Below are 23,214 nucleotides of genomic sequence, written 5' to 3'. Positions count from 1 at the left end.
ATGAGCCCTATGATTTGTCTGCAGAAATCCGGCAAACACCAATTTACAGCAGCCCTGCCTGACTTGCAGTTGCAGCCGCAGGGTTCCACAATGCTGACGCGGCTAGCCGCTTCCTTCCTCCTGAGCACCACCTTGCTGCTGGCAGCGAAGTTTGATCCTGGCTGGGCACAGACTTCCCTAGACACCAGCCTTGTGGAGAAACAGGCCCTGCCTCAGGCGCCGCCGCTGCCGGATGACCGACCTGTCATTTTTGTTGATGCCGCCAATGGCAGCGATACCCAAGGGGATGGATCCCGCAACAACCCCTTCAAGACCATCACCCATGCCATTGGACGAGCACCAGCAGGCAGCATCATCCAGCTGCTGCCAGGGATCTACAGCGCAGAAAGCGGCGAAGTCTTCCCCATCCGCCTCAAAGCTGGCCTTATCTTGCGCGGGGACGAGTCCACCCTAGGGGAGGGCTACCTCATCGATGGCGGCGGCACCTACATGAGCCCGACCTTGGCCCGGCAAAATGTTGCCCTGGTGGCCGAGAGCGGCTCAGAGGTGCGCGGGGTTACCCTGCGCAACCAGGGGCGGCGCGGCTATGCCCTCTGGATAGAATCGGCTTCCCCCCGCATTCTCAACAACAGCTTTGTGGGCAGCATCCACGACGGCATTCTCATTGCCGGCGCCTCCAACCCCTGGATAGAGGGCAACCGCTTTTACAAGAATGGGGCCAACGGCATCTCTGTCTTGGGTACCTCCCAGCCCACCATTGTCAACAACCTCTTCCAAGAGACCGGCTTTGGCCTCACCATCGACCAGCGCTCGGCGCCGATGGTGCGCAATAACCGCATCCTGCAAAACCGCACCGGCATTGTGGTTGGCGGCAGCGCTCGGCCCATCTTGCGCAACAATCTCATTGCCCGCAACCTAGAGACTGGCCTGACAGCTATCACCAACGCCCAGCCCGATCTGGGCACGGCCTCGGATCCTGGCAACAACATTTTTGAGGGCAACGGCCAGTACGACATCCACAACGCCACCCGCGGCCTGCGCCTCAACGCCAACGGCAACCAACTGGCGGGCAAAACCAAAGGGGAGCTGGATCTAGCGGGCCAGACCGCCGTGGCTGCCCTGCCCAGCAGCGCCCCGCCACCCATTGCTGCCGGCGGCCTGACGCTGCCCAGCGCTCCCCCGGCTCCCGGCAGCGGCAGGGATCCCCAGCCGGCGACGGCCAAGCCAGCCGAAACTTCCACAAACCTACCGGTGGTGGCGGTGCCGCAACCGACGGCCCCCCTCCCCCCTCCCGCAGCGGGCTCGGGAGGGCGTATTTTGCCCAGCAGCCCCAGCCAGCCGTCGGGCGCTCAACCCCAGGAGTTTGTTGCCGTCCCCTTCACCCCCGATGGCTCTACCACGCCTGCCCAGCCGGTTGAGCCTGCTGCCGCCCCTGTCCGCCAGGCCTCTGCAGCTCCCCTTACTGACCTCACCACCCTGCTGCCGCCGCCGGCCCGCCGGCAGGCCAGAGAAAACCCTCCTACCTCCTCCTCTGCACCCTCAAGCTCGGCCCCAGCTTCTCCTGCTCAGGCTGCCGACAAGGACTCCGTCCCGCTGACGCGAGCGGCTACCCGCTTTCGCGTCTTGGTAACCCCCAAAGGCAGCGACGATTTGCAGCGGCTGCGGCAGCTCGTCCCTGAGGCGGTGGAGACCGTGTTCAACGGCAGGAGGGTGCTGCAGGCCGGCCTCTACGACAGCCGCAGCCAGGCCCAATCGGTCTTGGATCGCCTGTTGGACGCCGGCTTTGACGCGGTGGCGGAGATGATCTTCCGTTGACCTCACTGCCCAGGGATCCCCCCCGGCAGGATAGGAACTCCCCAGCAGGGGATGTATGATGCCTAGCACGGCTTTTTCCAAAAGGACTGCGGAGAAAGCCGTGCCGTCAGGTTGCTCTGGGGATCAGCCAGGGCAAGCAATGGGGAAAGTCCGGTGCAAATCCGGCGCTGTGCCGCAACTGTGATGGGCTAAGGCCCTCAGTCAGGATGCCCGCCTGCGGCTTTGGCTCACAGCTTAGCTCTTCCGCGTCGCACGGAAGCAGGAGCAACCGGATGAAAGCAATTGTATGTCTCAGCCTTGGGCTGGGGAGCTGGAGTTTGGGGATCCCAGCCTGGGCGCAAGCGGTCTTGGACACCAGTCTTAGTGCCGAGATTTTCAATCAACCCGTCACCACACCGTTTCGCCGCCCTGGCTTGCTGCGGGACTCTTCGCGCCCAGTCTATGTCATCACCCGCCAGCAGATGCGCGAGCAAGGGGCAAGGACGGTGCAAGAAGCCCTGCGCTATCTGCCTGGGATCCTCAGCGATGGCACAGCGGGAACTCAGTTGGGAGCTCTTAGCTCGCAATTCATGCGAGGGGCGCGAACGGCGCAGGTGTTGGTGCTCTTGGACGGCCGCCCCCTCAACGATCTGGGCTTCTTTGGCGGGTTTGACCTCTCTCAACTCACCACAGATATTGTCGAGCGAATTGAAGTCTCTCCCGGTGGCGGCTCTACTCTGTATGGCTCGGATGCTGTTGGCGGCGTGATCAACATCGTTACGGTGGAGCCACAGCCAGAAACGGAGACGGTGCTGGAAGCGGCGGTCGGCAGCTACGGCCTCAATGAGCAAGGGATCCAGAGTCGGGGCCAAGCCCAGGATCTGGGCTGGGTGCTCAGCTATCGCCGTCTGAAAAGTAACAACGACTTTCCCTTTGCAATTGAGCGGCTGGGCAAGTCAGGCAAGCGGGAAAACTCGGCAGTGGAGTACCACAACTTGCAGGCCAAGCTTACCTGGCAACTGGCCAAAGACCAAGTCCTAACAGCCAATGCCCTCTACCTCAATAAAGCCTTTCGTGTGCCCGGCAGTGTGGAATTTCCCTCTCCCGATGCAGAGCAAAACACCAACGATCTGCTGCTGGATCTCAGTTGGCTGTGGACTCAGGCAACAGGATCCCTGCAGGCAAGAGTCTTTTTTGACGATCTCAACTACCGTTTCAGTGCTCCGCAAAGCCAGGGATCCCGCGACGTCATCCTGCGCAATGGCTGGGGATCCCAGCTGCAGTATGCTTGGCAAGCCGGCGAAAACCTAGAGGGAGCTTTGGGGGTAGATTATCGCTCCATCTCAGCTCGCAATACAACTTTTTCCTTTGCCAACGGTTCTGCCAATATCAACTACGACGATACGGTTAACCAGGGCGCCCTGTTTGCCCGCCTGGATTACAGCCCGGATCCCAACTTCCACCTTGATCTGGGCATTCGCCAGGACTTCAGCAGTTTGGCCAATGGCTCGGCCACCTCGCCGGCTGTGGGGATCCGCTGGACAGTGGCGGAAGGCACCACCTTGAGAGCCAACTCTGCCAGCAGCTTTCGCACCCCCTTGATCTCGGAATTATTCTTTCGGCTGCGAGGCTTTTTTGAAGTGGATGGCAACCCCAATCTCCGCCCAGAGCGAGGGGAGAGCTTTGACGTTGGCTTGGATCAGAGCCTGGGAGATTTTGGCCTGCTGCGGCTAACGTTTGCCCACAACCGCATCCGCGATGGCATCACCTTTGTCAGCCTGGGGCCGCGCCAGGGAACCTATGAGAATATTGGGCTGGTCGAATACACCGGCCTGGAAGCGGCTTTGGATTTGCGTTTGGGGGAAAACTGGACGCTTTTTGCCAACTACACCCTCAATGATCCCATCATCCGCGCTGCACTTAACCCGGCCACAGTTGGCAAACAGCTAGCCTTTGTGGGAGCCGATAGCTTCAACCTAGGCCTAACCTATCGCTATGAGCAGGGTGGGTACGGCTCGATCTTGGTCCATCACATTGGGAGCTTTTTTACCAACAACTCCAATACGGAATCCCTGCCAGGCTATACCACCGTGGCTTTGCGGGGAGGGATCCCGTTGACTGAGGCCCTGAGCCTAGAGTTGGGGATCGACAACCTGCTGGATGAGCAGTATGAAGTTTTCCCCGGCTATCCCGGCGTTGGCCGCACGCTGAGGATGAACTTGCGGGGGCAATTTTAGCATCCTCTCGGGCTATTTTTGGCTAACTATCTAGAACAAGCTGCCCTAGTGGAATTGTCTGCTTTGCAGTGGAGTTTGGATACAACTCTATGGTGAGCGCGACCAACTTTCCCTCTATTTCTCCATCGACAACTTTGGCTCAAGCTGAGTCTAAACATTGCCTTTGGGTTTGCACCACCTGTGGATCTCGCTGGGTCAACGGCCAAAAAGAAGGGATCAGCAAGGGAGAAATGCTCCTAGCTGCCTTGCAATCCCAAAGGCTCAATCCCCAACTGCAACTGAAGCCAGTTGCCTGTATGAGCGGCTGTAGCCACGCTTGTGTGGTTGCGCTGGCAGCCCCCCGAAAGATGACCTATGTCTTTGGCGATCTCGATCCAAAAGACGTGGAGCCAATCTTGCAAACGGCGGAGCTGTATTTGAGAAAGCCCGATGGGATCCTGCCCTGGGCAGAGCGCCCCATCAAAAAGGGGGTGATTGCCCGCATTCCGCCAATCCAATAGGAGCAACCTATGGCTGTTTTCAATCCCTGGGTCCCACCCTTAAATCAAACTTGGCAAGAGGTTTCCCCCATCGGCTGGACAACCGTTTACGAAGGGATCCCGGCTCACATCGACTGTCTTGGGCCGCTGCTCTATGAGCTCTTTCAGGAGCGCTGGGCCGAGATCCAAGTGGGCCAGGTGGTGGAGGGTGGCGTCCTGGAAGCGGCCTTTAAGGATCCCCCTACTCTCTGTGTGCTCTACGACGGCTACTTGACCGTGGCCACGGAAACTTGGCATTTGCATCTGTGTTTGGAGGAACACCAGGGCGGCCCCTACCGCAGAACTCCTCCTGAGCTGCGCCGCAAAAGATTGGTCGGCCGCGCCGCCCTCTATCGCCGCCTCAATCCGCAGGGCCAGCCTCGCCAATGGGGGATCCAGTTTTGGAACGGGGCAGAGGAATCGCTGCTGCAGATCTTTTTGCCCAGTCCCTTTTTGGGGCCAGGAGAAGACTACCTGCCCGAAGGCAAAGCCGACTATCAGCAGCTTTCCCTTTATGAACACCTGCGAGCCATTGACGTCGAGGGAAAAGAGATAACCCTCTCAAGCGGCCTTATTTGGCGGTTTGCCGTTCCAGCCGCTGCTATCCTTCTCGCCACTATCAGCCGGTGGTGGAAGCTCTGCAATCGGCCCTGCGCGAGGCCAATCTGGATGTTCCGGTTATCACCTCAGGATGCCTAGAAGTCTGCCAACAAGGGCCGGTGGTGACCGCACCTGGTACAAGCAAGTCACACCCCCAGTAGCGCGGCAAATTGTCCAGGAGCACCTGCTGAACAAGTGTCCCTTAAAAGCTCACCTTTTTCCTGGGGATTAGCCTATGGTCAGCCTACAAGCTCTTGTCCAGTCCATCCCCAAAACCCGCCGCGGGTCCCGGAGGTCATTTGGATCCAAGCCACCCGCGATCTAGCCCAAGGTCGATTTTGGCCCAGCCTATTGACCACCATCGGCTGCCTTAGCAACATTGCCTATACCTGTACACTGCCTTTTGTAACTGTTGGCATCGTCACGGGCACCACGTTAACTCGCCAAAGGGCAATCGTCAGCGCTTCGATGATTTGGCTGGCCAACCAAATCTTTGGCTACACCTGGCACAACTATCCCCGTACCCCTGATTCTTTGGCTTGGGGGTTGGTCTTGGGGATCGGCACGGTGGGGGTGGCGTGGCTGGCCAGCTATCGCCCGCTCTTTTTCCAGCCCCACCCTGTCCAACCTCGGCAATGGCTGCGCAATTACCTTTGGATCCTGGTCATGCTGATCCTAGGGTTCCTTGCTTTTGAAGGGCTAATCTTGGCAGCCGGCCTGGTGCTGGGCGGAACAGAGGGCCTGACCCTGCCCATCTTGGGCAAGATCTGGTTGCACAACTGGCTGTGGACGGGCTTTTGGCTTGGGATCCACGCGCTGCTGACCTGGGACAGAGGACGCCGCCGACTGGAGTTGGCGAGAGCCCACCTCAGCGGGCTGGGGTATCCCCAAGGGAGATCCAGGCCAGAATAGGGGTGACCTGCGCGCGAGGGATCCCTTTGCAGCCCGCTCAGCTCGACAACTCCCCCTTCGACCGGCTCGTGGACTACGTCCCGCTGACGCGATCGGCTTCCTGCCGCTTGCTGCTGCTGAGCGGCAAGGGGGGCGTGGGCAAAACCACCCTAGCCTGTGCCCTAGCCCGTCACCTAGCCCAGAGGCAACCAGAGCGCCGTCTGCTGTTGCTGTCCACCGATCCGGCCCACTCCCTGGGGGATGTGCTGGGGATCCCGGTGGCCGACACCCCCCAACCCCTGCCGGAAAGTGCTCCGCACCGCTTGCGCGAACGGCCCAACTTGCAGGTGCGGGCCCTCCAGGCCGAGGTGCTGCTGCAGTCTTTCAAGCAGACCTACGGCCCGGCTCTGGAGCTGATTGCCGAGCGGGGCAGTTGGCTGGGGCGAGAGGATCTGTTGCCCCTTTGGGATCTGGACTGGCCGGGGGTGGATGAGCTGATGGCCATCCTCGAGGTCAACCGCCTGCTGGCAGGCCAAGAGGTGGACACAGTCATCCTGGACACGGCCCCCACCGGCCACACCCTGCGGCTGTTGGAGTTGCCCGACTTTTTGGATAATCTGCTGGCGGTGTTTGCCACCTTCCAGGCCAAGCACCGCGAGGTTGTCCAATCCCTGACGGGCACCTATTGCCCGGATGAGGCGGATGCCTTTTTGGCGCGGTTACAGGGAGAGCTGGAGGGAGGCAAAGCCCGCCTCACCGACCCGGAGAGCACCTCTGCTTGGCTGGTGCTGATCCCGGAGCCCTTGAGCGTGGCGGAGACCCGCCGCTTCTGTCAACAACTGCAAAGCCGCCGTGTGCCTGTGGGGGGTCTTCTGGTCAACCAGGTGCTGCTAGGGACGGTGGCGGCCGCAGGGGAAAAAGCGGAAGCAACCCCCAACCGCCCCTCGCCTCTTTACCTAGCCCGCCAGCAGGAGCAGTGGCGCTGGCTAAAAACGCTCCAAGAGGAGCTGCCTGGCTATCCCATCTGGGTTTGTCCCTATCAACTGGAGGAGCCGATTGGGCCGACGGCCCTGGACAAGCTGGTGCAACAGCTTCGCCCCTTGCCAGAGGTGCTGCCGCAGTTGGAAGAGATCCCCGCTAGCCCAGGGGAGCCTGTCGGCGGGATCCCCTCCCCCCCAAGGGTGGCCCTGCCAGATTTTTTGGCCCAAGGAATCCGCCTGCTCCTGGTGGGGGGCAAGGGTGGGGTGGGCAAGACCACGGTGGCCGGGGCCCTGGCCTGGAACTTGGCCCAGCGCCATCCCAACCAGCGGCTCTTACTGGTCTCCATCGACCCGGCCCACTCGCTGGGGGATCTGTTTCAGACAAAGCTGGGTCAGGAGCCGCTGCCGCTCTTGCCCAACCTGCTGGGCCAGGAGATCGAGGCGGCGGCAGTGCTGGAGCGCTTCCGCCAGGACTACCTGGAGGAGGTGGCGGCTATCCTGGCGGGGGAGGAAACGGCAGGGGTGGAGATCCAGTACGACCCGCAGGCTTGGCGACAGCTTTTGCAGATGCCCCCTCCCGGCCTAGACGAGGTGATGGCCCTGCTAACGGTGCTGGAACAAGAAGCCAGCGGCCAGTTCGACCTGGTGGTGGTGGATACCGCCCCCACCGGCCACCTCTTGCGCTTTTTGCAGATGCCCCAGGCCCTAGAAGGCTGGGTGAGCTTGGCCCTGAGGCTGTGGCTAAAGTACCGCGACGTGGTGGGCCGGCCGGAATGGGCGCAGCGGTTGCGGGATCTCTTGGCCCAGGTGCGCCAGCTGCAGCGGCGGCTGCGGGATCCCCAGTTTGTTAGCTTTGTCCCTGTCTTCAACCCCGAACAGGCAGTTCTGGCGGAAACCGAGCGCCTCTTGGCGGAGTTGGATGCCCTAGGGATCCCCCATCCCTACGCCGTTCTCAATCGGGTTTGGCTGGAGGACTCCACCCCCTTTGGCGCAGCCCTTTGGCGCCGCCACCAGGCCATCCTGGCCCAGTTGCCCCAGCGCTTTCCCCAGCAGGCCATTGTCACCCTCCCTTTCCTGCACCCGCCCAGCCTAGAAGCCGTTGGGGCTTACCTGCTGGGCAGCCCGGCGCCAATTCCCGCCTAGGGAGGCTAGCCTAGAGAAAGTGCGGGTGCCGCCTCTTTCCTCTGCGTTTTGCCTATGTTGCCCAACCTCCCCCTGCCAGCCATCCCCCTGTTCTCGATTGCTGCAGCCATCCTGTTGGTGTACCTGCCCATGGGCGTGGTCGGCTATGCCCGCGCCCGCGTTGGCTACGATCCCCATGCGCCGCGGGCTATGTTCGACCGGCTGCCTCCCTACGGCCAGCGGGCCACCTGGGCCCATGCCAACGGCTTTGAGGCCCTGGGCACCTTTGCGCCGTCAGCCTTGATTGCCTATGTTACTGGCCCCCACCCGGATCCCTGGCTGTTTGGCCTTAGCGGCGACGAAGGGGTAGCCTTGCTCTGCGGTGTGTTTCTGCTGGCACGGCTGTTTTACAACTTTTTCTACATCGGTGACATTCCCCTGGGGCGCTCCCTCTCCTTTTTGGTTGGGTCGCTGGCCACGCTGGGCCTGCTGTTGATTGGCCTGTTGCCGTTTCTGGGCCAGAACTGGGCTTAGCCTGAGGCTACAGCCGCAGCGACGAGAGGGCCACGCCAGCCCGGTGGGCCACCACCACGCCAATGGCCTCCAGGTAGGAGCTAACCGCCACATGCGGGATCCCCAACTGGCGCGGGTGGACCTGCATGACGGTGGTGTTTTCTTCGACGGCAATAAACAGGGGCGGGCGGGGGCGGCTGGCGAGGTAAAGTAGGCCGGGGCCGCCAAAGGCGGTGGCCGGGGCAATGACGCTGTCCACCTGCTCGGCTGTCAGGTCGCCCGTCTGCAGGGGATCCCCCCTTTTCCCAAACTGGGGGGCGTAGCTCAGCCCTGCCAAAACCGAGGGCAGGAAGGTAAACCCCACCTCTTCAGCGGCAGCGCGGGGGTGAACCGGCTTGGGGTCGGGATCAGGGTAGAGGGCCGGAGCATGGGCACACGGGATCCCCAGCTCCCGCACCACCAGGTGGCTGAGGATGGCCTCGGCCCCCGCCAGGGGATCTACCCCCTGCCCCTGCTCGTACTGGCTAAAGTCAAGATCGTCGGGGAAGCGGGCCACCACGGCAATGGCCTCGGCCCCTGCCTCGAGCAGCGCACGGGCGGCTTCCAGGAGCGCCTCGGGATCCGCTAGGGATCCCTGGCTGGCGCCGGCAGGGGAGAAGCTGACGGCAACGCCTAAGGGTCGAGGAGTCAAGCGCCAGGGGCCAATGTCCAGCCCCAGCGTGGCCTGAGCGGCTTGCATGACCTGCAAATGGCGCTGGCGCAGATCCTCAGGGATCCCCGCATCCAGCACCACCCCGATGCGGTTTTGCCGCACTGGCCTGAGGAACCACTCCCCGGCACAGAAGCGATCCAGGCCGTATCCTTCCACGTAGAGCACATTCCCCAGGGGCCAGAAGAGGGTGGCGCCATTGAGCACGTTGGGGTGGGTGATGACGCAATCCGCGGCTGCGGCCAAGGCGCGGGCCACGGGTAGGGCATCGCCGGCAAAGCCGCCCACCCGGGCACCGATACCGGTGGGAACCAAAAGCAGGACGGTGTAGGGGCGACCCATCGGACTAGACCTGGGACAAAAGCTGCTGCGCCAGCGCCTCAGCCCGCCGCACGCAGTCGCCCAGGGCCACACCGTCTAGGTAGTTGGCACACACCCAGATCCCCGGCGTCTGGGAGGCCAGGTGGACCTGCAACTGGGCCATCCGCTGCCGGTGGCCGAGGGTGTATTGGGGAATGGCGCGGGGCCACAGGCGTTCGCCCAAGTAGATGGGCTCGGCGCGGCGAGTAAGCAGCACCTGACTGAGCTCGGCGTGGACAATTTGCGCTCGCTCCTCAGGGGACAGAGCAGTGATGGGTGGGATCCCTTGCCGGCGGGCCAAGGCAGCATCGGTAGCACCGCCCAGGAAGCTGAGGAAGCTGTGGTAGCCCTGGGGAGCCCGCTCCGGGAAAAGACAGGAAGCCCAGATAGTGCCTAGGGTGCGTAGACCCTGGGAGCGAGGGATGAGGTGGCCAAAGCCCCGCAGCGGCTGCGGCAGAACCGCTTGGGGATAGGCCAGAGCCACCACTGCCACCGGCGGATAGGGGATCCCCGCCAAGAGCTGGCTGGCCTGGGGGTTGAGTTCCTGCAGCAGCAAGGCAGCCTCATAGGCGGGGAGGGCCAGCACCACCTGGCGAGCAGCCACCCAGCGGGATCCCTCGGGGGTTGCAAAGCCCACCCCATAGAGCTCTCCCTCCCGCTGCAGCTGCACCGCTTGCCAACCCAGCCGCAGGCTGTCGCCCAGCTTTTGGGCTAGGGCCTCTGGCAACTGCTGCAGCCCCTGCCTCAGAGTGCCCAGTTGGCCGCGTTTGGGCGGGGGGTGGATGGCTGCGGGAAAAGGCTGGGGTCTTTGGCGCAGAGCCTGCAGGGCGCCGGCAAAGAGACTGCCGTAGCGCTCCTCTAGGCCAGCTACCCGAGGGAAAGCTGCTACCGCGCTGAGTTGATCCGGATCCCCAGCATAGACCCCCGAGGTGAAGGGCTCCACCAGGCGCTCCACCACTTCGGATCCCAGTTGTCGCCGGAAAAACTGTCGCACCGTCTCCTCCTGCCCCGGCGGCGGAGGGACAAACCCCAACAGGCCCTGCAGAGCCCGCAGCTTACCACCCACACTGAGCAGCCGTGAGCCCAGAGCCGCCGTGGGGCTCAGCGGCACTGGCAGCAGCTCTCCTTCCCAGTAGATGTAGCGGGGCAGCTGGGCATCGGCCAGCACCAGTTGGTCGGCCAGGCCCACCTCGGCAATCAAGTTGAGCAGGGCAGGCGTAGGGGTAAAGCTGTTGGGGCCTTCCTCCCAGCGGTAGCCGTCTTTGGATTGGGTGGAAATGCAGCCGCCCACCCGAGAGCTGGCCTCGGCCAAGAGCACTGGCTGAGCGGAGCCACCCCTACCAGAGAGACCCTGCTGCAGGCGCCAAGCCAGCGTCAGGCCACTGATGCCCGCCCCAATGACTACCACTTCGGCTCTGAGGAGTTCAGGGGTTGCAAGATCCACGGTCGCTGCCAAGCTAGCTATCCTCCATCACGGGCAACACGAGGGGCGCCAATTAGCGCAGCACGCGAAACAGGCTGGGGATCCCGGCTACCTGGGGAAGCTGTTGGATCTCGGCCAGCGCCTGCCGGCAGTCGGCCTCGCGCACGGTGTGGGTGAGGACAACAATCTCCGCCAGCTCCTGGTGGCACTCTTTTTGGGTAATGCTCTCCAGGCTCACCCCATGACGGCCAAAGCAGGTGCCAATGGCCCCCATCACCCCCGGCCGATCCTGGGCCAATACCCGCACGTAAAACTCCGACTGCACCTCCGCCAGCGGCAGCAGGGAAGCCACAGGGGGAGAAGCAGGCAATCCCCAGAGAGGATTGGGGAGATGGGCCCCTGTCTGCAGGTGGGCAAGTAGGGTGAGCAGATCCCCAACGACAGCACTGGCCGTCGGCCCCTGTCCCGCCCCCGGCCCGGCGAGCACCACCTGCCCTAGGGGATCTCCTTGTACCCAGACGGCGTTGTCCACGCCGTGGATGTTGGCCAGCGGGTGGGTCAGCGGCAATAGGGTGGGGTGGACGCGGACATCCAAGGCCGTTTCGGCTCCTGGGACGCCAGCCCTCTGGGCAATGGCCAAAAGCTTGAAAGTGTAGCCCCACTCGCGGGCATAGCGGATGTCGGTGGGGCTGATGCTGCGGATCCCTTCGCAGGGGATGGCCTCCCGCGGCACCGACACCCCAAACGCCAGGCTAGCCAAAATGGCGATCTTGTCCGCCGCATCCCATCCTTCCACATCGGCGCTGGGATCCGCCTCCGCATAGCCGCGGGCTTGGGCTTGGGCCAACGCTTCGGCAAAGGAGCTACCCTCCTGGGCCATCTGGCTGAGGATGAAGTTGGTCGTGCCGTTGATGATGCCCCAGACCGCCTGGATGCGGCTGGCCTGCAGCGACTGCTGCAAAGCCTGGACGACAGGGATCCCACCCCCCACGGCTGCCTCCAGCAGCACGGCCACCCTGGCCTGGGCAGCAGCGCGGAAGATCTCCTCGCCATAGCGGGCAATGACCGCCTTGTTGGCTGTAATGACTGGCTTGCCGTGGTCAATGGCCTTTAGGATGAGGCTGCGAGCCGGCTCCAACCCGCCCATGAGCTCAATCACCACGTCAATGTCTGGATCCGACACAATCCGCTCTAGGTCAGTGGTCAGGCGCTCAGGCGGGATGGCCACCCGCCGTGGCTTGTCCAGGGAACGCACCCCTACCGCCGCAAGCTCGACAGCCTGCAAGAGGGGGTGAGGTGGGCGTTGCAAAATCTCTACCACCCCCGTGCCGACAGTACCCAGCCCCAGTAGCCCAACCCGATAGACCACAGCCGCTCCTAGCCTGCGCTCCCAGCAGCCCAAAGAGTTGCCTATCCTCCAGGTTGACATACTTCTGGCGCAAAAAGTCCTGCCCCAGGAGCTTCTTCCTTTGCCCAGCGCCAGGACAGGTTTGCAGTTTATGCTGAAGGAGGGATCCCTGCGCTTTGCCCCTCTGCCCTCCATGTCTAGAACCTGTACCATCTACCGCCGCGCCCACTTTGCCGCCAGCCACCGCTACTGGCTGCCGGAGCTCTCTGAAGCCGAGAACCTGGCCCGCTTTGGCCCCCACGCCCGCTTCCCCGGCCACGGCCACAACTACGTGCTGGAGGTGGGCCTGACGGGGGAGGTGGATGAGTACGGCATGGTGCTCAACCTCTCAGAGGTCAAGCAAGTGCTTCAGGAACGGGTCATTCAAGAGCTGAACTTTGCCTACCTCAACGAAGCTTGGCCAGAGTTTGCCCAAACCCTGCCCACCACCGAGTTTATCGCTTACGTAATTTGGCAGCGCCTAGCCGATGCGCTGCCGCTTAGTAGTGTGCGCCTCTACGAGGATCCCCACCTTTGGGCCGAATACCGAGGAGAAGCCATGCAAGCCTACTTGACCGTTGCCACCCACTTTAGCGCCGCCCACCGCTTGGCCTTGGATCACCTCAGTCTGGAAGAGAACACCGCCATCTACGGCCTCTGCGCCCGTCCCCACGGCCACGGCCACAACTACGGCTTGGAGATCACCGTCAAGGGATCCATCGACCCGCGCACGGGGATGATCGTGGACTTGGCGGCTTTGCAGCGGGTAATTGAGGAGCAGGTGGTCAAACCCCTAGATCACACCTTCTTAAACAAAGACATCCCCTACTTTGCCCAGGTGGTGCCCACCGCCGAAAACATTGCCCTCTACATCCAGCGGCTGCTAACTCTGCCCCTGCGGGAGCTGGGGGTGCAACTGCACCGTGTCCGCCTGCAGGAAAGCCCCAACAACAGCAGCGAGGTCTACGGGGAGTTTCCGCTAGAGGAGCTGGGCGCAGCTACCGCTGCCACCACATACCCCGCGAGCGAGGGCAAGAGGGATCCCTCTGAAGTGGAGCCCCTAGCTGCCGGCAGGGGTGGGCCAGCCGCCTATGCTGGATCTTGTTAAACTGAGCGAGCAGATTCCCGCCTTCGCCCGCCACCTGCAGCAGGAGTCGAAGGCCAACCAAGGGCGCCTGCGCCGAGCCTGGCAGGAGTTTGCCCGCCTGCAACAACAACCCCAGCTCTGGCGGTCCCGCTGGGCGGAGTGGGGATCCCATCTGGCCTTTACCTGTGCCAGCCCTGCCGAGCCGCCGGAAACCTGGGGATCCCTGCCCAAGGTGGAGCCTTTGCAGGGACCGCACACGGTGGTGGCTACCGACGGCTCCCAGATCCTGCCCAGCCACCACGAAATTGCCTATTGCTCGCTCATCAACATCGGGCGGGTGGCTCTCCACTACGGCACGCAAGAGTGGCCGCTGCTGGACAGCCAGCCCCTCCTGATCTACGGGGAGGGGCTCCTTGCCGAACCCGAGCGCTCCCCCTGGCTGCGGGGAAGGACGTCCCGTCGCCTTCCCCGCCCAGCAGCTCAGCAGGGTCCAGAGCTGGAGGCTGAAGCTGGACTGGCCCTTCGCCGCTCCCAAGCAGAACTGGAGGAGCTGGTGGAATTGGCCCTAGCGCTGCCCAGAACTCGCCGGGTGCTGGCGCTACTTGATGGATCCCTAATCCCCTGGGGCCTGGAGGCGCTGCCCAAGCCGGCCCAACAACCCTGGCTAGAGCCCATCCTAGCTGCCCTAGAGCGGCTGCGGCTGGCTCGCATTCCTCTAGTGGGCTACATTAGCGCTTCCCGCAGCAGCGAAACCCTCAACTACTTGGGCCTGGGGCTGTGCCCCTACCTGGGCTGCGACTGCCACCGCTACTGCGCCGGCGAGAAAACTCCCCCCTGCCAGCCCTTTGCCCCTCTGGCAGATCGCGTTTTTTGGGGATCCCTGCTGCAGCCGGGCGAGCGCAGCCCCCTCTGGCGCAGTGGCGCCAGCGTCCTGGAGACTTTTGGGGAACACCACATCCACTGTTGCTACTTGAATGTCGGCAATGGTGGTGGGAAAGGGGATCCCGAAATTGCCCGCCTGGAGTTTCCTGCCTGGGTGGCCCAGGAGTCCGAGCTGCTGCAGCAGGCCCTAGGGGGGGTGCTAAGCCAGGTGCAAAAGGGCTTTGGCTACCCCATTGCTCTGGCCGAAGCCCACCATTTGGCCGTGGTGCGCAGTGGGGATCGGCAGCGCTTTTTTGCCTTGGTGGAGCAGGAGCTCATCCGCGCCGGCCTGCGCCATGTAACCATCTCCCGCAAAGAGGCGCAGAAGCGCAGCGGCATTGCCTAGTGAGCGCCCCTGCCCAGTTTCTCTTTAGGGGGAGAGGGGAAGGCACTCTTGGCTGGGATCCTTGGCCTTGCAGAAGAGGCTATAGCCTCTTGAGCGGATCCCAGCCCCAAGGCTATCTTTAGCCGATTGACCCCTCGGTTTTGTTGCCGCCCTATGATGAGCCGAACTCCTCTGCGCTCCGTTGTCCCCAGCTTGGCTCCTACTTCCCTCTGGTACAAGGACGCCATCATCTACGAGGTGCCGGTGCGGGCCTTTTTCGACAGCGACGGCGATGGCGTGGGCGACTTCCAGGGCTTGACCGAAAAGCTGGACTATTTGCAAGACCTGGGGATTACAGCCGTCTGGCTGCTGCCCTTTTTCCCCTCCCCCCTCAAGGATGATGGCTACGACGTTTCCGACTTTACCAGTGTTAACCCTGACTTAGGCACCCTGGAGGACTTCAAGATCTTTCTGGATGCCGCCCACCACCGCGGGATCCGCGTCATCATTGAGCTCATCCTCAACCACACCTCGGATCAGCACCCCTGGTTTCAGCGGGCCCGACGCGCTGCCCCCGGCACCCCTGAGCGCGACTTCTACGTCTGGAGTGACACCCCCGAAAAGTACAAAGAGGCCCGCATCATCTTTCAGGACTTTGAAGCCTCCAACTGGACCTGGGATCCGGTGGCCAAAGCCTACTACTGGCACCGCTTTTACTCCCACCAGCCAGATCTCAACTACGACAACCCCGCCGTGCAAAAAGCCATGTTTGAGGTGGTGGACTTTTGGCTGAGCATGGGGGTAGATGGCATGCGGCTGGACGCGGTGCCTTATCTCTACGAGCGGGAGGGCACCCCCTGCGAGAGTCTGCCGGAAACCCATGCCTTCCTCAAGGCGCTGCGCCAACACATCGACCAACGATACCCCGACCGCATGCTGCTGGCAGAGGCCAACCAGTGGCCGGAGGATGCCGTAGCCTACTTCGGCAATGGGGACGAGTGCCACATGGAGTTCCACTTCCCCCTCATGCCACGGCTCTTCATGGCCCTCCAGATGGAGGATCGCTTCCCCATCATTGATATCCTGCAGCAGACGCCCCCCATCCCCGAAACCTGCCAGTGGGCCATTTTCCTGCGCAACCACGACGAGCTCACCCTGGAGATGGTTACGGATGAAGAGCGGGACTACATGTACCAGGTCTACGCCAAGGATCCCAAGGCGCGGATCAACCTGGGCATCCGCCGCCGCCTAGCTCCCCTGTTGGGCAACAGCCGCCGCCGCATTGAGCTAATGAACAGCCTCCTGTTTTCCCTACCCGGCACGCCGGTCATCTACTACGGGGACGAAATTGGCATGGGGGACAACATCTACCTGGGGGATCGCAACAGCGTGCGCACCCCCATGCAGTGGAGCGCTGACCGCAATGCTGGCTTCTCGCGGGCCAACCCCCAGAAGCTCTATCTGCCCGTCATTATTGACGCTGAGTACCACTACGAAGCGGTCAATGTGGAAGCGCAGCGCAATAATCCCCATTCCCTCTGGTGGGCAATGAAGCGGATGATCGCGGTGCGCAAGCGCTTCCAGGCCTTTGGCCGCGGCTCCTTTGAGGTGCTGCACCCAGAAAACCGCAAGGTGCTGGCCTTTATGCGGGCCTACGGCAACGAGCGCATCCTGGTGGTGGCCAATCTCTCTCGCTACGCCCAGTGGGTGGGGCTGGATCTGTCGCCGTGGGAAGGGTTGATCCCAGTGGAGATCTTTGGGCGGACAGAGTTTCCCCCCATCGGGCGGCTACCCTATTTCCTCACGCTGGGCCCCCACTCCTTTTACTGGTTCTCCCTTGAGACCAAAACGGAGCGCCTTCACCTTAGCCCTAGCAGGCTAGAGGAGCAGGCTCGCCCAGCCACGCTGGTTATTCAAAAGGGCAGTTGGGACAGCCTCTTTCAACGGGAAAGCCAAAAGCAGGTGGAGGCTGTTTTGGGCGACTACCTCTACCGCTGTCGTTGGTTTAGCTCCAAAAACCGCCAGATCCAGTCGGCCCAGATCTTGGATGCCATCCCCTGCACCTGGGAGGGAGATCCCCCCTTCCGGGGCCAGATTTTGCTCCTGCAGACCGAGTTTACCGAGGGGGAGGCAGAACTTTACTCTCTCCCTGTCGGCTACGCCACCCAGGAGACAGCTCTCCAGCTGCGGGTGGAGACGCCGCAAGCCGTGATTGTCCCCGTGCAAGTGGCTGGGGATCCGCCGGGCGTGCTTTTTGACGCGCTGGCCGATAAGACCTTTTTGTTGCATCTGCTGCAGATGATTGCGCAGCAGGCTCACCTGCGCCACGGGCGGGGAGAGCTTTGGGCCACGAGCTTGACTACGCTTGAGTACGACCCCAGTCTAGAGCCCCGTCTCCTCAAGGTAGAGCAGAGCCACACCTCGGTGGTCTACGGCAACCAGTACATCCTCAAGTTCTACCGCAAGCTAGCCGAGGGGGTAAACCCAGAGCTGGAGGTTGGCCGCTACCTGCTGGAGCACCATCCCCAGGTGCGGGTGCCGCGGCTGTTGGGATCCCTAGAGTATCGCCGTCGCCGTGGAGCGCGGGGTTTTGCTCCCAGTGATCAGCCCATTACTCTGGCCATTTTGCAGGAGTATATCCCCAACGAGGGGGATGCCTGGCACTACACCTTAGACAGCCTCGAGCAGTTTTTCGAGACGGTGCTGGTTCACTACCCAGAGGTGGATCCCGTGCCCGTTCCGCAGGGATCCTTCCTGGAACTTGCACAACTTCCCCTGCCGGAGCTGGCCTACGCCACCATTGGCAGCTACCTGGAGTCGGTGCGGATCTTGGCCAAGCGCACCGCCGAGCTGCACCTTGCTCTGGCTGCTGAGACGGAAAATAAAGACTTTGCCCCCGAGCCCTTCTCCAGTCTTTACCAGCGCTCCATCTATCAATCCATGCGCAACTTGGTGGGCCAGGTGTTTCCCGTATTGGCCAAGCAAATCCCCAACTTGCCAGACCTGGAGGCCAAGCTGGCCCGGACTGTTTACGACCAAGAAGGGGAGATCATGAGCCGCTTCCGCCTCATCCTGGAGCGGAAGATCACGGCTTTGCGCACCCGCTGCCACGGGGACTACCACCTGGGCCAGGTGCTGTTTACTGGCAAGGACTTTGTCATCCTCGACTTTGAGGGAGATCCCAGCCGGTCGCTGGGGGAACGCCGCCTCAAACGTTGCCCCCTGCGGGATGTGGCGGGGATGCTGCGATCCTTCCACTACGCCGTCCACCTGGCCTTGCGCCAGCAACTGGAAAGCGGCTTAGTTTGCGGTGACCACTGCCCCGACATGATGCGCTGGGCCCAGTTTTGGTACCGCTGGGTTTGTGCTGCTTTCTTGGCCGAGTATCTCCAGGTGGCTTCCCAAGGGGCTTTTCTGCCCCGCAGCTGGCAGGAGCTGGAAGTGCTGTTAGGGGCCTATCTGCTGGAGAAGGCCATCTCTGAGCTGGGCTATGAGCTCAACCACCGTCCCGAGCAGGTGGAGATCCCACTGCGGGGGCTCCTGCAATTGCTGGGCATTTCCACCAAGGTCTGAGGGATCCCGGAGGTGTGGACGGTTTAGCCTGGCGGTCGCTCCCGAACAGCTGCAGCAGCATTTTCAACTCAAGATGGGGACGTTGGCGGCGCTCCAGCCCTGTTACACCATCGCCCCTGCTCAGCCGCTGCTGCAGCGCCAGGCCACTCAGTTCCGCTGGGGCTTGATCCCCAGTTGGAGCCGCACTCCTAAGGCTGGCTTGATCAATGCCCGCGCCGAGACCGTGGCCGAGAAACCCTCCTTCCGCCAGGCCTTTTGCCGCCGCTGCCTATCCCGGCCGATGGCTTCTACGGGTGGGCCGACCCACGGCCAAGCGGCAGTCCTACTTACTGGTGCCTTTGCCGGCATTTGGGAGCGCTGGCGCAGCCCCCAAGGGGTGGAGAGAGAAACTTGCGCCATCCTCAACACGCCAGCCAATCGGCTAATGGGGCTTTTCCACGAGCGGATGCCGGCCATTTTGCTAGAAGACGATTACGACCTCTGGCGGGATCCGGCGCGGCTCCTGCCCTTGCTTCGCCCCTACCCGGCAGAGGCCATGGCCGCCTACCCTGTCAGCACCCATGTCAACAACCCTCGCCACGAGGATCCCCCTTGCCGGGCTCCCATCGGGGAAGCGGTGCAGGGAGCCAACCTCAGCGAGCCCGCTGGTAGCGCATTCCCGGCAGTTGCACCAGCCAGCCCTCCAGTTCCATAAGCAGCAGGGTGCTGGAGAGGGTGGCAATGTCCATCTGGGTGGCCTGAGCCAGGGCATCGAGGCTGAGGATGTCGTTGCCTAGGAGCTGCCAGAGAAGCTGCTGCTGCGGATCCCTGGGGCCGGCGGACAAGGGTTGATCGGGGAGAGGGGATCCCTGAACTAAGCCCAGCTCTTGGAGCAGCTCCTCGATCCCTAGGATCATGCCTGCGCCACTGCGGATGAGGTGCAGACAGCCGCGGGCCGCTGCCGTGTCGATATTCCCCGGCAGGGCATACACCTCCCGCCCGTATTGGTTGGCTAGGTGAGCGGTAATCAGCGCCCCTGAGCGCTCTGGGGCCTCCATCACCAGGGTGGCGCGGCAGAGGCCGGCAATGATGCGGTTGCGCTGGGGAAAGTGCTCCTTGGCCGGCGGCGTGCCGGGGGGATATTCGCTGAGGACGGCCCCTTGTTCTAGGATGCGCCGGTAGAGAGAGCGATGGTGGGCGGGGTAAACCTGATCCACCCCAGTTCCCACCACGGCCACCGTCTTGCCGCCTGCCTCCAGGCAGGCTTGGTGGGCAATGCCGTCGATCCCGGTGGCCAGTCCCGACACCACCACGCAGCCAGCTTCCGCCAGGGCGGCGCTGACTTTCTGGGTCCACTGCCGACCGTAGGGGGTGGGGGCGCGGGTGCCGACAATGGCAATGGCCGGCTGCTGCCAGTCGGGGCATTCTCCTAAGACGTAGAGAAGGGGCGGTGGATCCGGCAGCTCCCACAACAACGGCGGATAGCCGGGATCCGCAGGGGTTAGGAAGGGGATCCCCGGCTTCTGGGTTTGCTCCAGGATCTCCCCAGGGTCGAGGCCAGGACGGGCAGAGGCAATCGTTTCTGCCAGGGTGGGGCCAATGCCCTCTACCTGCAGCAGGGCCGGAACGTCCGCCTGCCAGGCCCGTTCCAAGGATCCAAAGAATTCCGCCAGCCGCTTGAGGCGGTGGGGGCCGATCCCTCTAATCCGCGCCCAAGCCAGCCAGTAGGGCCGCTCTCGTTCGCCCCCAGGTTCCCTTTTGCCGGCAGGATCAGAGAAAGACAAGTTCAGCTTCCCCCAACAGTGGCTGTAGTACCTTAAGTAATGGTCAGCAAAAAAGCAGGAGATAGGCAAATGGCAGGATTGGATCCTGCTGGTGGTTCTCAGACAACAGGGCCATTGCGGTTTGGACAAGGACGCCAGGCTTGGGTGTGGGGGATCTATCCGCTGCTGTGGCTGTTGACCTGGGTGGGATCCCGCTCGGCCCAGCCGCAGCTATGGGGGATCCCGGCTTGGTACTGGGGAGCAGGGTTGGCGGTGCTGCTGTTGGTGCCCCTGAACTTCTACTTGGTGCGAACTTGCTGGCCCAGGGCTGGAGATGAGTGACACGGTTTTGAGTTTGGGTGTGGTGGGGGTGTACTTGCTGCTGCTGGCGGCCATTGGCTGGTGGAGCTACCGCCGCAGCGGCCAGGATCCGGTCAGCTATTTCCTGGCAGGGCGGGGGCTGGGGTCCCTGGCCTTGACCTTGACCACGCTGGCGACGCTGCTCAGCGCCTTTACCTTCCTCGGGGTGCCGGCGGATGCCTACACCCACGGCCTGGGGATTTTTTTGGCCGTGGGGGTCACCACGGCGCTGATCTCAGGGCTGTTTTTTTGGGTGGGCTACCGGGTGTGGCTGGCGGCCCGGCACTTTGGGTTCATCACCCCCTCGGAGTTTTTTGGCCACCGCTTCAACAGCCCTCTCCTGGCCCTGCTCTATTGCCTAAGCGCCCTGACGTTTACCGCCCCCTACATCAGCATCCAGATCATCGGCGGGGCGCGCACCCTGGCTGCCGTTTTGGGGGAAGGGATCCCCTATTGGCCCCTGGCGGTGGGGGTGGCGCTGGTCATCCTGGGCTATGTCCTCTTCGGCGGCTCCCAGGCCGTGGTCTGGACGGACGTGGTGCAGGGGATCATCTTGGTTGTGGGGATGGGAGTGGCCTTTGTGGCCGTGGCCTTGAGTTGGGGCCAAGAGGCCGGTAGCCAGTTGGATCCCTGGCTGAGCTTGCCCGGCCCCCAGGGGCGCTGGAGCTGGCAGACCCTGCTTGGCAACCAACTGCTGTTTTTGATGGCTACGCCCCTTTTTCCCCAATTTTTTCAGCGCTTCTACATGGCCAAAAGTGCCCGTCCCTTCCAGACCCTGATGGTGGTCTGGCCGCTGCTGATCCTAGTGGTGTTTTTCCCGGCAGCCCTCATTGGCGTCTGGGGCCGGCTGGCTTTTCCTGACCTGCAGCAGCCGGATCAGATCATGCCGCTGATGTTGCAGACCCTGCCCAGCGGCGTGGCGGCAGTGGTGATTACAGCGGCGCTGGCGGCTTTGATGTCTACGGCGGACTCGCAACTGCTAACAGCCAGCTCCCTGGTTACCCGGGATCTGGTGGTTACCTTGCTCAAGCGCCAGCTTTCTCCGCACCAGGAGGAGCTGTTGGGCCGCTGGGTGGTGTTGGGGATTGGGTTGGTCTCCTTTGCCATTGCCGTCAGGCCACCGGGGCTCATTACCCAGATTGCCACCTGGAGCTTTCAGGGCAACGCCATGCTCTTTCCCCTCTTGATTGCCGGCCTGTACTGGAAGCGGGCTACCCGCGCCGGGGCCGTAGCCGGAGCTTTGGTTTCCAGCGGCCTCACCTTGGGCTGGCTGGCGGGCCTGTTGCCCCAAGCCTGGACGGGGGGCTGGCTGCCGGTGATCCCGGCGGTGGTTGTCGGTACGGCGGTGCTGGTGGGGGTGAGCTTGCTCACTCAGCCCGACCCGGAGAGGCTGGCCGCCTACTACGAGAACGGCCCTTGGGGCCTTCCCCAGCCAGCAGCCAGCGAGCCTGAGACAGCCCCTTAAGGAGAAGGAAGGTGCCGCCCAGGAAGAGCAGGCCCATCAAGCCAGCCAGGGGGTTGCCGCCGATGCCGGTAAGCCACTCTGGTGCCCTGCCGCTGTACTCGATCCAAGCCAAGTTGTGGATCCAGGTGATGCCCCACACCCAGCCAGTGTGCAGCCCTAGGCTAAGACCTAGCTTGTTTTGGTTCCACACCCTTGCCTGGGCCAGCAGCAGCCCCATCAGCCACAGCCCCGGAAACTGGGGCCAGGTGGCGAGAATCTCCGCTGGCGGCTTCAAAAAGTGGGCCAAAGCAAAGAGAAGGCTGGATCCCCACAGAGCGCTTGTCCAGCCGTAGTCCAAGGCCATCTCCTGCAGCAGCCAGCCGCGGAACAACAGCTCTTCTGCTAGAGCCACCGCCAGGCCCACCCCTAGCCCCAGCAAGCCATAGCCCAGCAGGGATCCCCCTTCCACCGGCCGCCAGCTCAGCCAGCCCAGGGCTCCCTCCAGGCCAAAGAGCAGAAAAAGCCCGCCCACACCCATCCCTAGACCCCAGAGGATCCCAGCTCGGCAGGCCCAACTCTTGTCCAGGCCATAGGCGGCAAACCCGGATCCCCACAGCCCCAGCCACAGGAGCAGTAGGGCATACAGGGGCAGCCAGAGGTACTCTCGGCCAAAGACGACCCCCCCTAGCCCGACCAACGGCAGCCAAGCTAAGAGGGGGATCCCCAAAAACAGCAACAGCCGCAGGGGAAACGGAGAAGTCTTCAGTTGGGCAATTAGCTCGACAATTGGCAGGCCCACCCAAACCGCTCCTGGCTAGCATTCCGGCTCAATTGAGCTGGTGAGGCCGTGCCGGCGCAACTGCTCACAGTAAAACTCCGCATGCTCCCGCGGCACCACGATAACTACCGCAACACCGTTGTTGTGGGCTTCCAGCATGATCTCGGTGGCTTGCGGCGGCATTAGCGAGGGAATGACCTTCACCAGCACCTGCACCACGTACTCCATGGTGTTGACATCGTCGTTGTGCAACAACACCCGGTACATGGGCATATGCTTCGGGGTTACAGAAGGCTTCACCAGGGTCTCCGTAGCCACGACGATCCCTCCTTCAGCAAGATCAACAAGAGCTCAAGAACACACAACTGGGAAAAAGGGGCAAAAACAGGAAAAACCTTAATGGAATTTTAGCCTTCTCAGCAGGGGCCGTGAGGAGGAGCAGAAGAGAAT

Annotated in this window: 19 protein-coding genes and 1 riboswitch; of the genes, 13 read left to right on the top strand and 6 right to left on the bottom strand. The window is 62.6% G+C overall.

The genetic code is table 11. The annotated features are described in order from the left end of the window. The 7 genes from NW830_RS07700 to NW830_RS07670 all read left to right on the top strand — a co-directional run bounded on the left by NW830_RS07700 (position 1) and on the right by NW830_RS07670 (position 8,676). Entirely contained in the window at positions 1 to 1,815 is a 1,815-nt protein-coding gene (locus NW830_RS07700; RefSeq protein ID WP_414404643.1) for a DUF1565 domain-containing protein, read from the top strand. Positions 1,816 to 1,906: 91 nt separating this feature from the next. Then, a riboswitch (cobalamin riboswitch) is annotated at positions 1,907 to 2,048 on the top strand. A gap of 39 nt (positions 2,049 to 2,087) precedes the next feature. Further along, entirely contained in the window at positions 2,088 to 4,031 is a 1,944-nt protein-coding gene (locus tag NW830_RS07695; RefSeq protein ID WP_414361298.1) for a TonB-dependent receptor plug domain-containing protein, read from the top strand. 89 nt (positions 4,032 to 4,120) lie between these two features. Further along, positions 4,121 to 4,531 carry a DUF1636 domain-containing protein gene (locus tag NW830_RS07690; protein WP_414361300.1) on the top strand — a complete coding sequence of 137 codons (411 nt, stop codon included), beginning with the start codon at positions 4,121 to 4,123 and terminating at the stop codon, positions 4,529 to 4,531. 9 nt (positions 4,532 to 4,540) lie between these two features. Further along, positions 4,541 to 5,248 carry a hypothetical protein gene (locus tag NW830_RS07685; protein WP_414361301.1) on the top strand — a complete coding sequence of 236 codons (708 nt, stop codon included), beginning with the start codon at positions 4,541 to 4,543 and terminating at the stop codon, positions 5,246 to 5,248. Between the two features lie 96 nt (positions 5,249 to 5,344). Then, the gene (locus NW830_RS07680; RefSeq protein ID WP_414361303.1) at positions 5,345 to 6,061 is read left to right on the top strand and encodes a hypothetical protein; all 717 of its coding nucleotides are present in this window, start codon (positions 5,345 to 5,347) and stop codon (positions 6,059 to 6,061) included. A 2-nt stretch (positions 6,062 to 6,063) separates the two neighbouring features. Continuing rightward, positions 6,064 to 8,163: an ArsA family ATPase gene (locus tag NW830_RS07675; protein ID WP_414361304.1), complete on the top strand. Its 2,100-nt coding sequence runs from the start codon at positions 6,064 to 6,066 to the stop codon at positions 8,161 to 8,163. Between the two features lie 54 nt (positions 8,164 to 8,217). Beyond that, complete coding sequence (locus tag NW830_RS07670; RefSeq protein WP_414404642.1) at positions 8,218 to 8,676, top strand: MAPEG family protein; 459 nt, start codon at positions 8,218 to 8,220, stop codon at positions 8,674 to 8,676. A 7-nt stretch (positions 8,677 to 8,683) separates the two neighbouring features. Here NW830_RS07670 and NW830_RS07665 read toward each other — a convergent pair whose 3' ends face one another. The 3 genes from NW830_RS07665 to NW830_RS07655 are packed head-to-tail and all read right to left on the bottom strand — an operon-like array spanning position 8,684 to position 12,516. Beyond that, complete coding sequence (locus NW830_RS07665) at positions 8,684 to 9,706, bottom strand: DUF3326 domain-containing protein (protein ID WP_414361308.1); 1,023 nt, start codon at positions 9,704 to 9,706, stop codon at positions 8,684 to 8,686. A 4-nt stretch (positions 9,707 to 9,710) separates the two neighbouring features. Further along, positions 9,711 to 11,168, bottom strand: coding sequence for a protoporphyrinogen oxidase (hemG, locus tag NW830_RS07660; protein WP_414361310.1), 1,458 nt, complete (start codon positions 11,166 to 11,168; stop codon positions 9,711 to 9,713). A 52-nt stretch (positions 11,169 to 11,220) separates the two neighbouring features. Next, positions 11,221 to 12,516 (bottom strand): homoserine dehydrogenase, encoded by a 1,296-nt coding sequence (locus NW830_RS07655; protein ID WP_414361312.1) that lies wholly within the window; start codon positions 12,514 to 12,516, stop codon positions 11,221 to 11,223. A gap of 172 nt (positions 12,517 to 12,688) precedes the next feature. Here NW830_RS07655 and NW830_RS07650 point away from each other — a divergent pair, with 172 nt between their 5' ends. The 4 genes from NW830_RS07650 to NW830_RS07635 all read left to right on the top strand — a co-directional run bounded on the left by NW830_RS07650 (position 12,689) and on the right by NW830_RS07635 (position 19,134). Further along, the gene (locus NW830_RS07650; RefSeq protein ID WP_414404652.1) at positions 12,689 to 13,642 is read left to right on the top strand and encodes a 6-carboxytetrahydropterin synthase; all 954 of its coding nucleotides are present in this window, start codon (positions 12,689 to 12,691) and stop codon (positions 13,640 to 13,642) included. After that, positions 13,626 to 14,888 (top strand): DNA double-strand break repair nuclease NurA, encoded by a 1,263-nt coding sequence (locus tag NW830_RS07645; protein ID WP_414404641.1) that lies wholly within the window; start codon positions 13,626 to 13,628, stop codon positions 14,886 to 14,888. The genes NW830_RS07650 and NW830_RS07645 overlap by 17 nt, the downstream gene beginning before the upstream one ends. Before the next feature lie 153 nt (positions 14,889 to 15,041). Beyond that, on the top strand, positions 15,042 to 18,440 hold the full coding sequence (treS, locus tag NW830_RS07640) for a maltose alpha-D-glucosyltransferase (protein ID WP_414404640.1): 3,399 nt from the start codon (positions 15,042 to 15,044) through the stop codon (positions 18,438 to 18,440). Then, a complete protein-coding gene (locus NW830_RS07635; protein ID WP_414404639.1) occupies positions 18,358 to 19,134 on the top strand; it encodes an SOS response-associated peptidase in 777 nt (258 codons plus the stop codon). The genes treS and NW830_RS07635 overlap by 83 nt, the downstream gene beginning before the upstream one ends. Here the strand turns inward: NW830_RS07635 and dprA are convergent. Beyond that, complete coding sequence (gene dprA, locus NW830_RS07630; protein ID WP_414404638.1) at positions 19,073 to 20,203, bottom strand: DNA-processing protein DprA; 1,131 nt, start codon at positions 20,201 to 20,203, stop codon at positions 19,073 to 19,075. The genes NW830_RS07635 and dprA overlap by 62 nt on opposite strands. 69 nt (positions 20,204 to 20,272) lie before the next feature. Here dprA and NW830_RS07625 point away from each other — a divergent pair, with 69 nt between their 5' ends. After that, positions 20,273 to 20,524: a hypothetical protein gene (locus NW830_RS07625; protein WP_414404637.1), complete on the top strand. Its 252-nt coding sequence runs from the start codon at positions 20,273 to 20,275 to the stop codon at positions 20,522 to 20,524. Further along, the gene (locus NW830_RS07620) at positions 20,517 to 22,007 is read left to right on the top strand and encodes a sodium:solute symporter family protein (protein WP_414403605.1); all 1,491 of its coding nucleotides are present in this window, start codon (positions 20,517 to 20,519) and stop codon (positions 22,005 to 22,007) included. The genes NW830_RS07625 and NW830_RS07620 overlap by 8 nt, the downstream gene beginning before the upstream one ends. Here the strand turns inward: NW830_RS07620 and NW830_RS07615 are convergent. Both NW830_RS07615 and clpS read right to left on the bottom strand, forming a co-directional pair. Beyond that, complete coding sequence (locus NW830_RS07615) at positions 21,910 to 22,785, bottom strand: lysostaphin resistance A-like protein (protein WP_414404636.1); 876 nt, start codon at positions 22,783 to 22,785, stop codon at positions 21,910 to 21,912. The genes NW830_RS07620 and NW830_RS07615 overlap by 98 nt on opposite strands. Before the next feature lie 15 nt (positions 22,786 to 22,800). Next, complete coding sequence (clpS, locus tag NW830_RS07610; RefSeq protein WP_414361326.1) at positions 22,801 to 23,082, bottom strand: ATP-dependent Clp protease adapter ClpS; 282 nt, start codon at positions 23,080 to 23,082, stop codon at positions 22,801 to 22,803. Positions 23,083 to 23,214 lie beyond the last annotated feature (132 nt).

It is taken from the genome of Synechococcus sp. OH30, assembly GCF_047462175.1.
Taxonomy (GTDB): domain Bacteria; phylum Cyanobacteriota; class Cyanobacteriia; order Thermostichales; family Thermostichaceae; genus Thermostichus.
The sequence above is the reverse complement of the archived record's forward strand: the minus strand, read 5'-3'. Positions and strand labels throughout refer to the sequence as shown.